This window comes from Pristimantibacillus sp. Z349TD_6 (genome assembly GCF_056173205.1).
Window position 1 is genome coordinate 5,091,577 of the sequence record NZ_CM149662.1, and the last position, 14,971, is coordinate 5,106,547.

A 14,971-nucleotide genomic window follows, 5' to 3' on the forward strand; every position below is an offset into this window, starting at 1 on the left:
GGGTCACCCTCTTCTTTATTGTAAGCAAAATCTAACGAAATGTTACCCCAGAATCCATCTTGCAAGCATCGCGATATCCACAATATCAATTTTACCATCCGCATTTAGATCGGATTTCTTATACTGCGACCAATTCGGATCTGCGCTTGTTTTGCCATATGCAGCTGCTACGATGCCGAGGTCGCCAATCGATACCTTATTGTCGTTATTAATATCGCCTGACAATTTGGAAGCTTGGAACGTCGTCACTGCCGCACTTAACTGAGCAATAGCTGCGCTCACTTGCGCTTCGCTTGCATTCGGGTTAACGGCAACGGCTTTCGCTGCGGCAATGGCTTCACCGAACGCTGCTTTTGCTGCTGCCGGATATTGACCAGGCTGTGTGCCGACTACCGCTCCATCGTAAATGGCTTCCGCTGCGGCTATCGCCTGATTTAAGCCCGTCACATCAACAACGGCACTAATTTGCAGCGTATGGGAAGCTGATTTTGCTTCAAGCTCTTCTCCCAAGCTATTTGCAACCGTAAAGTCGCTAATTTGAATGGCTGTATTGCCTGTGCTCCCCGTAACAGCTGCCAAGAAGCTCAGCTTCAGCCATTCCGAATTGGCATCAATGCCTTTGCCTTGACCTGCCGCTACAATCCTCACCTTGCCTGGCTCGATAACCTTTTGCTCAAGGATGCTGAAATCCTGCTGCAAGGAGGTGGCGCCAGTCAGCGTTAATTTCGCAGCATCGAAGCTAACTGTTAAAATTTGCGCATACAGCTTTGAATATTTCTCCTCCGTTACGCCTGACAATCCAACCGTTGCATCGAAGGATTGACCCGCTTTCACCTGTGCCGCTCCGGCAATCGTAGCCGTCGCGTCTTTCACAGCAGGAGGTACAACAGAAGCTGCGAAGTCAGCAACCGATTTGCCTAGCGCCGCCAACGCTGCATCTACTGCCGCTTGGTCTGCAGTTGCAAGAGCCAATACGTCTTTAGCTGTTGCGATTGAAGCAGCAAATGCATCTTTTGCAGACTGCGGATATTGACCGGGTTCTGTGCCTGCAACAGCGGAATTATGTTTGGCTTCAGCAGATACAACTGCCGCTTGAAGTGCTGTTTTATCCGACAATTGAGCAGGACCAACCGAGAAATAATCAAAATTTGCTTGGATTGACGTTTTATCACCCGAAGATAGACCATAGAAACCGATTTTCAAATTGTTTAAATTAACAGTCATCGGGTCTGCCGCAGGTTTCCATGCGCTGCCATCCCAATAGAAAGTAGAAACGACGTTGCCTACCTTTTTGATTTGCAAATAGGACGTATCGTAACCTGGATGGCTGACCATGTTTGTCGCTTTAACATAAACCGCATTTTTCTCATATGCGGTTTCGAGGCTTTTGCCAGTTGTAGCTTCTGTATCCCAAACATGGCCCAGCTTGACGTAATTGTCCTCATTTTGCCAAATGAACAATCCCGCTTGCTGGAAGTTTTTGCGTACAGGCGCTTCCACTTTTGTTGTAATGACGAAATCGCCTGCTGGCGCATCCTTTAAAAATATGTTCGGCAAGTTATTTGAATTTCCGAACGTGTCGCCTGGTGAAGTGTCCAAGCTTAAAAAGCCTGGTTTGCGCGTCAGCGACCATTTGGAGTTGTCTGCCTTAAAGACAGACCAAGCACTGTCTAGCGTCGCCTCATTAAACGGATCAACGGAAGAACCCGCCGGAATTGGATCGTTCACCGATACAAAAAATTGCTCACGTGCGTTTTGGAGAGATTTAAGCGCTGTTTGAATTTGTGCAGGCATTGCAGCCTCATTCTGAGCTGTCTCGCGGGCGGAATCAATAACAGCTTTAAAGGAATCAGCAGTTGATTGCCCATATTCGCCGGCTCCTGAACCCATTTTCGCGAGATTCAGCATTCCTTCTGCTCTTGCAATTTCAGCGAGCAAATCCCCTTTGGTTGCTGTGCCGATGAGCTCACGATGCGCGGTCGCAATTCGATCAAAATCCATTTTTTCAACCTTGCGATCGTAAGACAATAAGCCGTTAATTTCATATTCCACATCTGTAATTTGTGTGTATATGGCTGCGCTCAGGCCTGATTCCTTCAGCTGCTTCAACCTGTTGATGTAGGCAATATAAGTAGAAGTCAGCTGTTCTTTGCTATTCATTAATTGATAGGAGAATACGAGCGGGCTCCATTCATGTCCTGGGACATGCAAGCCTAAACCGCCATATTCGCCAAGCACAGCAGCCCTTGTATCGCTGTAATTCGGAGCGCCGGGATCAGGATAGCGATGAATATCATTCAAATCGCCGACGCCAGCATCCCACCAGCCGCTTGTGCTGTTAACGAGCCTAGTCGAATCAAGGCTTTTTACATAGCTGGTAGCATCCTTCGTCATTTGCCCACCTTGATCAAATTGTCCCCAGCCTTCATTAAACACCGTCCACACAATGATCGATGTCACGCTGCGCAATTGATCGACCATCTCTTTGTATTCTTTAAACCACTGCGTCTTCGTTGCTTGTGTAATATCTGACCCTTTATTTCCTTGACGATCCTCAAGGCTCGGCATATCCTGCCATACGAGTACGCCTAGCTTATCTGCCCAATAATACCAGCGAGCGGGCTCCACCTTAATATGCTTGCGAATCGTATTCATGCCGACGCGTTTAACCGCCTCGATATCAAATTTCAAAGCTTCGTCCGTAGGTGCCGTGTATATGCCGTCCGGCCAAAAACCTTGATCAAGCGGCCCCATCTGGAAGACGAATTTCCCATTTACTAGCGGCCTTGTTATACCGTCTACCTTGCCGAGCGTAATCTCTCTCATGCCAAAATAGCTTGAAACCTCATCTACTGTTTGTGCTCCATCCTTCAGATACACCTTTAAATCATATAGATATGGATCATCTGGGGACCAAAGCCGTGCATTTGGAACTGCCACAGCAATCTCAGCTCCAGCTGCTCCTGTTGCGGTTCCCACCACTTTTCCATTTTCCAAAACAACCGCTTCAATCGTTTGTCCTTCAACGCCGATAGCAGCTGCCTTCAGCTTCAAGATGCCGTTTTGAATATCTGTTACCATATCGAGTTTATCGATATGTGCAGCAGCTACAGGCTCAAGCCACACCGTTTGCCATATACCCGATACGGAGGTATACCAAATGCCGCCGAGTTTTTTGACCGTTTGCTTGCCAACCGCTTGGTCTGCTCCCATATCCGTTTCATCCAGTACATGGACGATAAGCTCATTGTCCCCAGGCACAAGATAATCCGTAATATCAAAGCTAAATGAGGTATAACCTCCCTTATGGCTGCCTACCGATTGTCCATTCACATATACTGTTGCCAAATAGTCAACCGCTCCAAAATTGAGCTTCACTCGCTTACCATCCCAGTTCTCAGGAACGGAAAAAGAGCGCTTATACCACATAAGATCCTCAACGCGGTTAATGCCAGAGAGCTTAGCTTCTGCTGCAAACGGAACGAGAATTTTCTCCTTCAACACTTGGCCTACAGGAACAGCTTCTCCCTTCTGGGCTGCTTGGAACTCCCATTCTCCATTCAAATTCATCCATTTTTCACGCGCTAATTGAGGTCTTGGGTATTCAGGCAGAACGTTTTCTTTGTCTACATCCGCCGCCCAAGGGGACATGATCTGATATTTCGAACCATTGTAGACAGGTTTATCGAAGCTAGCTACAGCTGCTCCTGCCACCGTTTCAAGTCCGCCTTTGCCATCGTAGATTACTTTAACATTGCCTACATCCTTAGAATACATTGGATCTTTCAGCAGTACGGTGACGACTTTATCGTCCCCATCCTTCAAAGCTGCCGACAGAATAGGCAAATCGCCCGTCACGATACGCAATTTCAGATGCTTTACAAACTCAGCAGTGATTGGCTTCAAAGATTCTTGGAATGGCAGCTCAACTTGCAAACCATCCTCGGATACGATACCTCCAAGCGCGAAACCGTCTGGCAAATAAAACGCTTCTGTTGGTACTGCTTCCTTCGCTAAGCTCTTGCTAGACCAGCGCAGGTGAACATTCGAGCCGCCCGTGTCTTCGAACAACTCCAGCTTAATGCTGTATTTCTGACCTGCAACCAAAGTGACAGGCTTTGAAGTTTGCTCTTTGTCCCAGTCCGCTATCCAGTGGTCGATCGTAAGCTTATTATCAACCCAAAGGCGGAAGCCATTATCACCTGTAATGTAAAAGGTATAGTCCTCAGAAAGCTTAGGCTGAATGAAACCCGTCCATCTGATGCCGACGCGATCTTCTTGTCCTGTAAACATTTTGATGGCCGGCTCTAAATTGGAGATATCCAAATTCGAATCGTAGCCAGCTCCTTTAAAGGTTCCAAAAGCAAAATTGGGCGGCCCTCCCGCAGTGAAATATTCAGCCATCAGCCCATGCTGCTGCGAAGCTGCCATTCCCCCTGCATCTGCTGCCGCAGCCCGGGGTGCAAAGGAGATTGCGGAAGCTACTATACTAAATATCATAGATAATGCCACAAGCGTACTCATTGTTTTTCTTATATTCAACATGAACGGAACCTCCAAAGATTCATAGTATCGATACCCAAATCTACTGGAGGAAGTGATGCGCCTTCCCCCTTGTACCGTTTAGCCAAGAATCAAACGAGCGAGTAATGCAAGATCCTCAATATCCACTTTGCCATCATGATTCAAATCTGCCTTTTGGAACTGCTGCCAATTCGGATCGCTGCTGGATTTGCCATACGAATAAGCTACAATCGCCAAATCGCCAACTGTAATTTTATTATCTTGATTCACGTCACCGTTACTTGGCTTGATGACACCGGCAAGGAAGTCTTCTAATGCAGCATTCAGCTTCGTAATCGCGGCTGCAATTTCAGCTTTCGTTGCCTTCTCGTCATCAGCAACCAGCTTCGCTTTGTTGATAGCCGATTGCAGCTGCTGCTTCATCGCAGGAGAATATTGTCCCGGTTCTGTTCCTGTTTCCGCTCCATCATACAAAGCTTCCGCATGCGATAATGCCGCCAGCAGTGCAGACTTATCACCCGGAGCTGCCTGTATCTGAAGATGATGCTGCGCTTCAAACAGCAGCAGCTCCTGCCCTTCTGCATTTGCAAGCTTAACATCGGATACCGTTATAGAGGTATTAGCCGTTTCTTCTGTTATGCCCGCTTTGAAAGTCAGCTTCAGCCAGTCTTCGTTTGGTGAAGGGGCTGCCCCCTCTCCAAACGCTAATATCCGAATTTTGCCCGGCTCAAGCTCTTTGGGTTCAAGTACATTCAGCCCTTCCCGTAGTGGCGCCGCACCCGAGAAGCTTAGTTTGCTTGGATCAAAGGTTACCGTAACGTCCTGCGCATAAACGCTCTGATATACGCTGTCCATAACATTTCGAACCGCTAAGATAAGATTCAGATCAGCACCGCTCGGTACGTTTGCAGCACCTGTCAGTACAACTGTTCCTTGATCCGAAGGCTCAACAGCTTCTTTACTAACTGCTGACAATGCGATGTAGTCTAGCTCATAAAAGCCCGGATTAGATCCAGCTCCCCGCATAAACTTGATTGAGTTAATCCCTTCCTTCAGCTCAACGTTGATGCTTGAAGCCATAAATCGGCCCCAATTAATCGTCCCTGCGAGCTGCAAGGACTGCTCTTCGCCTTCATTAACAATAATTTTTGCAGCAGCTGGCTGATAATTCCCCGTATTCTGCGCGTACCAAATAAACATTTTGTACATCCCTGCTGCTGGAACCTCAACCTGATTAAAGTTAACGTAGCTGTCGGCATAGTCGATACCGCCAACGTAGCTTGAGCCTGATGCATGCACATTATTGCTGCGAGCCGACGCTTTGAACAGCTGGGCGTTTTCCGCCTCGTATTTATAAGGTTGAATGTCCGTTTCCTCAGTCACCTCAGGGAAATAAGTAACCCGCAGGTTTTCCGCTCCAAACGGAACAAGCGTAATTTCCTCCGTAGGCTCTGCGGAATATACAGGACTAACCGGCGGCTCTGCGGCTGATACCCCGTTGGCTGCTTTGCCCCATGACGGGATTCTCTTCCCTTTGGCAATTAGCTTAATCGGTGTCGTCTCCTGTATGAACGGATTATCCGGCATATCGGATGCGACGACCTGAATCGAATCTGCTGGGTTGTTGCGATCAAGCAGCAAACCATAATTCCAAGGCGACTGCGCATTGATGCTGTATTCCTTGAAGCCGGGCGCCTTCACTTGCGGCGCTGGATTAGACTGTTCTACCCAGTTCTCATCGATTTGCAGAGAGAATACGAGCGGTCCTCGTTCGATGCCAATTGAATTGTTGACCCAAGTCGATGTTTTGAGCTCCATTGGCAGCGTCAATACAACGGTATCGCCTTTTGTCCATTGCCGATCAATCGTAAAATATTGTCCGGATACTGCGGCCTCTTGCGGCTGCCCATTCACCGTGATAACCGCTTTGTCCGTCCATTCCGGAATACGCAGCTTCAGCGGGAAGTTCACACTCTTGGACGCTTCCTCAATCGTAAACCGAATTTGATCCTCGAACGGATAGTTCGTCGTTTCCTTGACGGTTACATTCGCTCCATTGATTTTGGCTGATACACGGCTCGGTCCATAGGCAATAACGCCAAGCCCGCCATCCGAAGTACCCGCCCACATGTCCTTCACAAAATAAGGCCAGCCCATATGCATATTGAAACGACAGCAAGGATAACCCGAATATGGCGACTGTACGGTGCCATTTCCGTAATTTTGCTTAAAGCCATGATCGGTTACGCCGCTTTGCACTTGATTCGGCAGCGAATAGTATTGATGGGTTTTAATATCCTTGCTCATAGCACCCGGAAGCGAATTAAAAGTAATTTTCTCCAGCGCATCTCCGATTGCCGGATCACCGGTAATCATGGCTGCAACCGCGTTGCTGTGTACCCGCTCTACAATGGCACAAAGCTCAACCCCTTGCGTTGAAGCTAACCCTGCGAGCATCTCTGTTCCTGAATTCATGCCGGTAATTTGATTGTGTGATTGATTCAGATGCTCTACACCTGCTTGAAATGCAAGTTTATCTGCTTCATTGTTCGATAGTTGATAATAAATAGAGGGGGTTTTAATCGATTGATTGACGTTGACTGTATGCTGCGAGTAAAAGTTATCAGGATTAATCTTAGCGGCTGTTAAAAAATGGTCGTTCGTAAAAATGTCAGTCTCATCGCCGCCTTGCTTATGCAGCTTCTCAGCGAGCTGCAGCAGAAACAAATCTCCTGTACGGTTGTACAGCCAGAGCACGACATTCATATTGTCGCCGCTGCGGATTTGTCCCCAATCCCTAAGCGGACGCTGGTCTAGATTGTTCAGCTGGTAATGAAAATAGTTCGTAAGAAAGGATATCACTCTCTTGTCATTTGTCGCCTCGTAATAATCCTTGAGCACATAAATAGCAACCATGCGCGGCCACCAATCATTGTCGCTGGCAGGACCGAAGAAGCCGTCATCACGCTGGCTGTTCAACATCCAATTGACCCATTTTTGCGACTTTGCAATCAGCTCCGGATCGTCAAGCGTATAAGCGAGCGCGACCAATCCCTTCACATAATAGATAGGGCGTTCCCAGTTCGATTCTGGCGCTGTTCCACCCAGCCATTCCGAATTTGTGCTGAGCTCTCCGTATAAATCCTCTGCGTATCCGGTTGCACCATCCTTCATAAGCTCTAATTGCTTAAGCAGCCAACCATCAGCTTTGACCGATCCAAGCGGAAGCGGTACAAACGGTGTTTGTACAAGCGGGTCTTTATTTTTGACCAGTTCTTGGAACGACTCCGCCGGTACGGCATAGTCTGTTGCAATAAAATTGTCGAATAGTGGCTCAGACTCATCCGCCCATACCCCAATGCCGCCTGAGGTAAACTTTTGTTCACTGTCATCGGTGTATTCCAGAATAGAATTGTGCATATCGTCCACATATATTTTGATGCCGTTTCCATAGGTTACAACCTTCAATTGATAAAACTTGTTCGCAGTGACCGTATCCAGCGCTCTAACGACTTTAAGATCGGTCCACTTATCCGTTAGCCGGCGAAGTACCAAGTTTCCATCATTTCGCAGTCCTGCAAAATAACCTTGAGGCACCTTTCCCTCACCGCTTAGCTTAGTTCGAAACAAAAGTCCTGCCGTACCCGCAGCTAGCGGCAGCTTAATATCGGTCTCCACTGTAAAATCGGTGAACACCGTATCCTTTACGAGTAAAGCCTGATTTGCGCCAGCGTTTACGGTTATCCCGCCCGATTCCAATTTCCACTCGCCTTGAGCGGCATGCCAACTCGGCAATGTGAGCCCATCCGCTGGGACATCAAATGAATCCGTAAATGCGAGCTCCCCCTTATCATTTGAAAGTTTGAGATTGTCATAGGTTGGCTGGGATTGGTAAAGCCTTACGCCGACCTGACCTTTCGTATAGGTCGTATCCGATTGTTCCAATACCAGCTTATCATTGACATAAAACTTAATTTGCGATCCGGCAACGCTAACTTTAAAGTGATAAACAACAGTAGGATTAATCGCTATCGAAGTTCGCTTCAGCTCAGTCCATTTGTTGTCCATACGGCCTAGAAATACGCTGCCCGTTCCTTGGGCGGAAATGCCTGCGTAATAACCTTTCACATTGTCCGCCCCTGGCGCTGCGCTAACCGTTCGGAAAAGCAATCCCGCATCACCGTTTCGACTGGCAAGGCTTATATCTGCCTCCACGGTGCCATCTTGTATTTCGGTTTGCTTAACCAAAGCTTTAGAGCCCGATCCGCTTTCTCCAGTCATTTTGCCATTTGCCGTTGACCATATGCCATCGATGACCGTCCAATTTTCATTAATGATGGAACGATTGAAATGATCCTCGAAAAAAACCGGCTCTGCTCCAGTCGCAGCTTCTACATGAACTGCTGGCAAAAAAATGCTTACATACATTGAAAAAATGAGCGGTAATACAATCATTGATTTCAGCCTGGCACTGAACCGCATCCAGCTTCACTCCTCAATCTTAGTTCTTGCAATCGCAAGCTCATGCTAAGCTTGCGTTTCAATTCAGCTGCTAGAATATGATGCAAGCTCACCTCCCCTCCGTTAACATTTCCAGCTTGCTCTCAAACTCCATCGGATCTATCAAATGAAATGTATCCAGTACCGTGCCGTCCGTATCGATAATAAATGTAGTTGGCAGCGCATGCAGCTCGTATAAATAAGAGGCACGTTTATTGGCATCCAGTAAGTTCGTAAATCGCCATTCATTTTCCTCGATGAAGGTTTCAATGGCGCTTGCTTGTTTTTCTTCCGATGATAGATTCACGCCATAAAAATCTACTTTATCTTCATATCTCTCATGCAGCTTCTTTAAGGTGGGAGCTTCAACACTGCATGCCTCGCACCAGCTCGCCCAAAACTGCAAAACAATCGGTTTATCTTCTGCACCCGCTACGGTGTGGGTTTTTCCGTTCAGATCCTTGAGCGTAAAGGCTGGCGCCTTCACACCTGAAGTCGCTTTGCGGTGCAAAGCAGCCTCCTGATTCACACTTAATACGCTCTCCAGCGCGGATGCATCCAGCTTATCGCCTGCATTCCCGCTCGTTTGATCCGAATTTAATATGAAAAACAAACCCAAGACAGTAGCCGACAAAAAAACAGAAATTACTAGAATCGTTTTTTTCATTGCTTTGAGTCAATCAAAGCAAGCAAGAGAGTAACGGCTTCAGCCCGAGTCGCATTAGCGCTTGGTGCAAATTTATTTTCGCCTCTGCCTTTGATGATGCCCGCTTCAGCAGCCATCGCTACAGAAGGCTCCGCCCAAGCTGGAATTTGGCTTCGATCTGCAAATGAGGATTTTTTCGCCTGATCAACCTTCCATTCGAGCGCTCTAACGACCATTACCGCAATTTCCGCGCGATTAATTGGCTTGCTAGGGCGGAATGTATTGTCCTCGTACCCTGTTATAATGCCAGCTTTTACTGCAGTACCAACAAAAGCGGAAGCCCAGCTTGGTATGCTGCCTGCATCTTTAAACGATACATCTGCTGCTAGATCAGCTTTCAAATCTAGTGCCCTGACGAGCATCGCTGCAAATTCCGTGCGGGTAACCTGTGCATTTGGTTTGAAGGTTCCGTCCGTATAACCATTAACAAACCCTAGCTGAACAGCACGCTCAATGGATGCGATTGCCCAGTGTCCCGCAATATCTTTGAATGATACCGCTGAATTTCCGAGGTTAGCGGTAAGCTTCACATTAGGCTTCAGCGTACTGGAATCAAGGGTACTTTTTACAAGCTTCGCATCGGTAAGCTTTACCTCGGTATTTCCATTTCCTATTGGCTCGAATAGAAAGCTGGATAATACGCTTTTACCATTCTCGCCTGCTTTGTTCCCTATCTTCGTCGCAGCAAACACAATTTGATTGCCTTCGACGATCGGCGATATCGAGAATCCTGCAATGCTGCTGCTGGCACTCTTAAAGCGCAGCTTCTTTGCATCAAATGTCAGCTTCACCTCATAAGCGTACATATCGGTTAGCTTATCCGCAGTAACGACGACTTTAATATCTTTATCCGATTTCTCCTGGGTAAGTGCGAACACCGGCGTATCCGCTGCAAACGCAAAGCTTGGGAGTGCCATAGCAAGCAATAAAACGATCAAACCAGCCGACATAAAACGCTTACATTTCTTCAATGAAATCGTCCCTTTCATCTACATAGAATAGTAATGAGAGATGTGCATAACCATCTAGCCATCCAATCGATAGTTTTATTGTACAAAGATGAATTTGGAATGTATTTGCAATATCAGGTTAAAAGTTATGAATTTCCGCCGTTCCTTTTTAAAAATAAATAGAGCTGCTCTCTATATAGACAGAGAGCAGCTCTAAAATCCTTAATTATATATTTTCATGCATATTTCGACCAGCGGCTATCCCCAGGATTCGGACAAGCACGTTCTTTATATTTGGCAGCAATACGTACGAAACACCCGCATACGGTACAGGTCGTACCATATTGAAACTTAGGGCAGTTTCTACATTGCTGTAGGCGCTGCTCGTACACATCATCCGGCACACTAATTTCAGACTGGAACATCGGCGCCGCCAAGATCCGATCAATCTGCTCATCCGTGACAAGGTAATCGTCACGACAGCCTTTGCACGCATTTTTGCTGCTCATCGCTGGTGGTATCCCTATTCTGAGATCAGCTCTAGCACTGTTACCGACATTGGCGAGAGCTTTGCGCTAATTTTTGATCCATTAACAGTGAAAGCTTGAAATGCGGTTGGCGCAACAGCTTCCGGATTTTCAAACGTGTTGTGCGCATCCTTAACGGAAGCTGTAAGCTCTGTACCCGAAACCTTAAGCCCTGCACCAGCTAGGCCGCGAAGATCAATCTCCACATCCGCTTCGGACTGATTGTCCAAATTACACAAGCTTACATGGATGCGGCCACTCGCGTCCTTCGATGCAGATACGGATACTTGCGGAATCTTCTGGTCATTGTGCGCATAATCCTGACTGTCAATCGACGTGGTAAGAAGCGTTGCATCCTGATGCACCTTATACATATCAAAAACGTGATACGTTGGCGTCAGCACCATTTTCTCACCCTCAGTCAAAATGACCGATTGCAGCACATTGATCACCTGAGCAATGTTAGCCATTTGTACTCGGTCGCAATGATCGTGGAAGATATGAAGCGTAATTCCAGCAACCAGCGCATCACGAATCGTGTTTTGCTGATACAGAAACCCTGGATTTGTACCCGGCTCCACATCGTACCACGTACCCCATTCATCAACCATAAGGCCAACTCGCTTCTTCGGATCATAACGATCCATAATAGCCGAATGGCGCGTAATCAGCTCGTCCATATAAAATGTTTTCTTTAATGTACCGTACCATTCATCCTCGGAGAAGCCTGTTGCTGGACCTTTTTGTGTCCAAAACTCACCCGGAATGGTGTAATAATGCAGCGATATCGCATCCATCATCCCATGCGCTTCCCGCATGACAACGTCCATCCAGCGGTAATCATCTACGTTTGGACCGCAAGCGATCTTATGGATTTTGTTATCGCCATAATTGCGCACATAGGTTTGATATCTGCGATACAGATCCGCATAATATTCAGGTCGCATGTTGCCGCCGCAGCCCCAGTTCTCGTTGCCGACGCCAAAATATTTCACGTTCCACGGCTTTTCCCTGCCGTTTTCTGCACGCAGCTCTGCCATTGGCGATACGCCTTCAAATGTCATGTACTCTACCCACTCTGACATTTCCTGAACAGTGCCGCTGCCCACGTTGCCTGAGATGTAAGGCTCGCATTCCAGCATTTCACACAGCATTAAAAACTCATGCGTCCCAAAATGATTGTTCTCAACAACACCGCCCCAGTGGGTGTTGATCATCCGCTTGCGCGACTCGCGCGGTCCAATGCCGTCCTTCCAATGATATTCGTCCGCGAAGCAGCCGCCCGGCCAGCGAAGAACTGGAATTTTCAGCTGCTTAAGCGCTGCGACTACATCATTGCGAATCCCATTTGTGTTCGGAATAGGAGAATCCTCACCTACCCATATCCCTTCATAAATACAACGTCCCAAATGCTCAGAGAAATGTCCATAAATATTGCGATTAATCGTACCTGCAGCCAAATCAGCGTTAATGGTTATACGGTTTGCCAAATGAATCGACCTCGCTTCAATATAATAGAATAGATAGACTTTGATAAACAGTTGGATTAATATATTTATTCATCCAAATACTTAAACGTTAATCCTAACCAAATCATAATGGTAGCGGATACATTTTGCAACCCTTCGAATAAAAAAAAGCTACCAGCCTCTCGGCATGATAGCTTCCTTCTTATTCGTTTTGTTTTGGCAGCCATTCTAAGAACTGCTGGATATGCGTGTCCCAATAGCTCCATTCATGATTGCCTGGACCTTCAACATAAGTTAAAGGATAATTCGCTTGCTCGCTCGCATTACGGAAGGCGATATTATCATTGTATAGAAAATCCTCCGTACCACAGCACTGATAGAGCAGAGGCTTAGCCGCCGAATCCAACTTAGCACTCCCCGCTACAAGATGCAGCAAATCATCATCCGTGCCTTTAATTTCTTTATCACCATATATGAGATGGAAAAGACGCTTCAAATCAGTCATTTCGCTCCGTTTCACCATATCCGCCATATCCAGCGCACCGGATAAGCTGCCAGCTGCGGCAAAACGATCCGGATGCCTTAATGCCCATTTGAATGCTCCATAACCGCCCATCGATAAGCCAGCGACAAAATTATCTTCACGGGCATCAGATAGCGGGAAGAAAGAACGAGCAACGGCCGGAAGCTCTTCGGTTAGAAACGTCCAATATTTATTGCCATATGCCATATCCGTATAAAAGCTTTGATGCACATTCGGCATGACAACCGCAAAACCTTGCTCGGCTACATAACGTTCGATAGAAGTTCTGCGCATCCAAATGGTATCATCATCAGACAAGCCATGCAGTAAATATAACGTTTTATGAAGCTTCTGACTGCTGCGATTATTCATACCAATTTGCGATGTCGTCTGCTGCGGCAAAATAACGGTCATCGATGTACTGAGGCCTAGTGCCTCAGAGAAAAAGTTGCAAGTAATGAGTGCCAAACGCTATTCCTCCTATTAATAAATATGCTTTTTTATCAACTTACGCTAATGATATGTAATACTAGTAATGTAGCATCTATATGAAGCGCTTGCAATCTATCATATGAAACGGTGATGCTTTCATGCCCTATACGCCCTAAGGTTAGTTAGTGAACTTTTTTTCAGTGCTTATATGTACAGAAATAGAAAGGTATAATAGAAATCGTCACAGAGTGAATATAAATTTTGGAGGTTGATTACGAATGAAAATGATGCCATTAGAGCGTCGTGGAATATCCGACAGCCGTCTCGTGTTAGGCTGTATGGGTTTTGGCGGAAGCTGGGATCTTGCAGACCCGATTACCCCTGATCATATCAAGCAAGCAGAGGAAGCGATAGAAGCCGCGCTATCAATCGGCATTACAATGTATGATCATGCGGACATTTATACAAGAGGCAAAGCAGAATCCGTATTCGGTCAAATTCTTAAACAGCAGCCCAAGCTTCGCGAGCAGCTCGTCATTCAATCCAAAGTAGGCATTCAGCTTTCGGATGGCATTTTACCTGGTCGCTTCAATTTCTCGCAAGAGCATATATTATCGTCTGTTGATGGCATATTGGAGAGGCTTGGTACAGAATACTTAGATGTTTTGCTGCTTCATCGTCCTGATCCGCTTATGGAGCCGGATGAAATTGCAGAAGCTTTTACGAAGCTGAAATTAACCGGCAAGGTTCGCAACTTTGGCGTATCCAATATGAGCCCGGGACAAATTCGTTTCCTGCAGCGCTCGCTGCCTGATCCTATTGTCGTAAATCAGCTGGAGATGAGTCTGCTCCGTCATGATTTCATCGATCAAGGTGTGCATGTCAACCAAAAAGCAGGTTTAAAAGACAACTTTGCTGAAGGTCTTATGGAATTGATGCAAATGGAAAATATACAAATTCAAGCATGGGGGCCTTTGGCACAGGGGAAATTTTCTGGAAGAGTATCCGAGAATGCAACGGAGTCAGAATTGAAAACAGCTGCTCTCGTACAACAAATAGCTGATGAAAATGAAACGACACCGGAAGCCATCGTATTGGCTTGGTTAATGAAGCATCCCGCTCGTATTCAACCTGTAATCGGCACTGTTAATCCTAAGCGAATAGCAGCTTGCAAGGATGCGGTGAAGCAATCGGAACTTATGACGAGAGAGCAATGGTATACGCTTCTAGTAAGCGCAAGAGGCATAAATATGCCTTAATTCGCGGGAATACGCGGATTATTAATATTTTTTCATTTAATTCTCATAATCGCTCATAATCCTTATTATACCTGCCCTTTT

General features: G+C 46.6%; 8 protein-coding genes. 1 reads left to right on the forward strand and 7 read right to left on the reverse strand.

Annotated features, from left to right (window positions below):
• Positions 1-42: 42 nt before the first annotated feature.
• The 7 genes from AC0VYE_RS22465 to AC0VYE_RS22495 all read right to left on the reverse strand — a co-directional run bounded on the left by AC0VYE_RS22465 (position 43) and on the right by AC0VYE_RS22495 (position 13,667).
• Positions 43-4,545 carry a PA14 domain-containing protein gene (locus AC0VYE_RS22465; protein ID WP_475442925.1) on the reverse strand — a complete coding sequence of 1,501 codons (4,503 nt, stop codon included), beginning with the start codon at positions 4,543-4,545 and terminating at the stop codon, positions 43-45.
• A gap of 78 nt (positions 4,546-4,623) precedes the next feature.
• A complete protein-coding gene (locus AC0VYE_RS22470) occupies positions 4,624-9,006 on the reverse strand; it encodes a beta-L-arabinofuranosidase domain-containing protein (RefSeq protein ID WP_475442926.1) in 4,383 nt (1,460 codons plus the stop codon).
• Between the two features lie 88 nt (positions 9,007-9,094).
• Positions 9,095-9,691 (reverse strand): TlpA family protein disulfide reductase, encoded by a 597-nt coding sequence (locus AC0VYE_RS22475; protein WP_076266711.1) that lies wholly within the window; start codon positions 9,689-9,691, stop codon positions 9,095-9,097.
• The gene (locus AC0VYE_RS22480) at positions 9,688-10,701 is read right to left on the reverse strand and encodes an S-layer homology domain-containing protein (RefSeq protein ID WP_475442927.1); all 1,014 of its coding nucleotides are present in this window, start codon (positions 10,699-10,701) and stop codon (positions 9,688-9,690) included. Before AC0VYE_RS22480 ends, AC0VYE_RS22475 begins: the two co-directional genes overlap by 4 nt.
• 215 nt (positions 10,702-10,916) lie before the next feature.
• Positions 10,917-11,189: a DUF6171 family protein gene (locus AC0VYE_RS22485; protein WP_076266710.1), complete on the reverse strand. Its 273-nt coding sequence runs from the start codon at positions 11,187-11,189 to the stop codon at positions 10,917-10,919.
• A 14-nt stretch (positions 11,190-11,203) separates the two neighbouring features.
• Positions 11,204-12,697 carry an alpha-N-arabinofuranosidase gene (locus AC0VYE_RS22490; protein ID WP_475442928.1) on the reverse strand — a complete coding sequence of 498 codons (1,494 nt, stop codon included), beginning with the start codon at positions 12,695-12,697 and terminating at the stop codon, positions 11,204-11,206.
• Between the two features lie 181 nt (positions 12,698-12,878).
• Positions 12,879-13,667 carry an alpha/beta hydrolase gene (locus tag AC0VYE_RS22495; protein ID WP_076266708.1) on the reverse strand — a complete coding sequence of 263 codons (789 nt, stop codon included), beginning with the start codon at positions 13,665-13,667 and terminating at the stop codon, positions 12,879-12,881.
• A 242-nt stretch (positions 13,668-13,909) separates the two neighbouring features.
• Here AC0VYE_RS22495 and AC0VYE_RS22500 point away from each other — a divergent pair, with 242 nt between their 5' ends.
• Complete coding sequence (locus tag AC0VYE_RS22500) at positions 13,910-14,890, forward strand: aldo/keto reductase (protein WP_076266707.1); 981 nt, start codon at positions 13,910-13,912, stop codon at positions 14,888-14,890.
• Positions 14,891-14,971: the final 81 nt, after the last annotated feature.

Coding starts and splice junctions, on each gene's coding strand:
- AC0VYE_RS22465 (WP_475442925.1), bottom strand. CDS start 4,545: ATGTTGAATATAAGAAAAACAATGAGTACGCTTGTGGCATTATCTATG.
- AC0VYE_RS22470 (WP_475442926.1), bottom strand. CDS start 9,006: ATGCGGTTCAGTGCCAGGCTGAAATCAATGATTGTATTACCGCTCATT.
- AC0VYE_RS22475 (WP_076266711.1), bottom strand. CDS start 9,691: ATGAAAAAAACGATTCTAGTAATTTCTGTTTTTTTGTCGGCTACTGTC.
- AC0VYE_RS22485 (WP_076266710.1), bottom strand. CDS start 11,189: ATGAGCAGCAAAAATGCGTGCAAAGGCTGTCGTGACGATTACCTTGTC.
- AC0VYE_RS22500 (WP_076266707.1), top strand. CDS start 13,910: ATGAAAATGATGCCATTAGAGCGTCGTGGAATATCCGACAGCCGTCTC.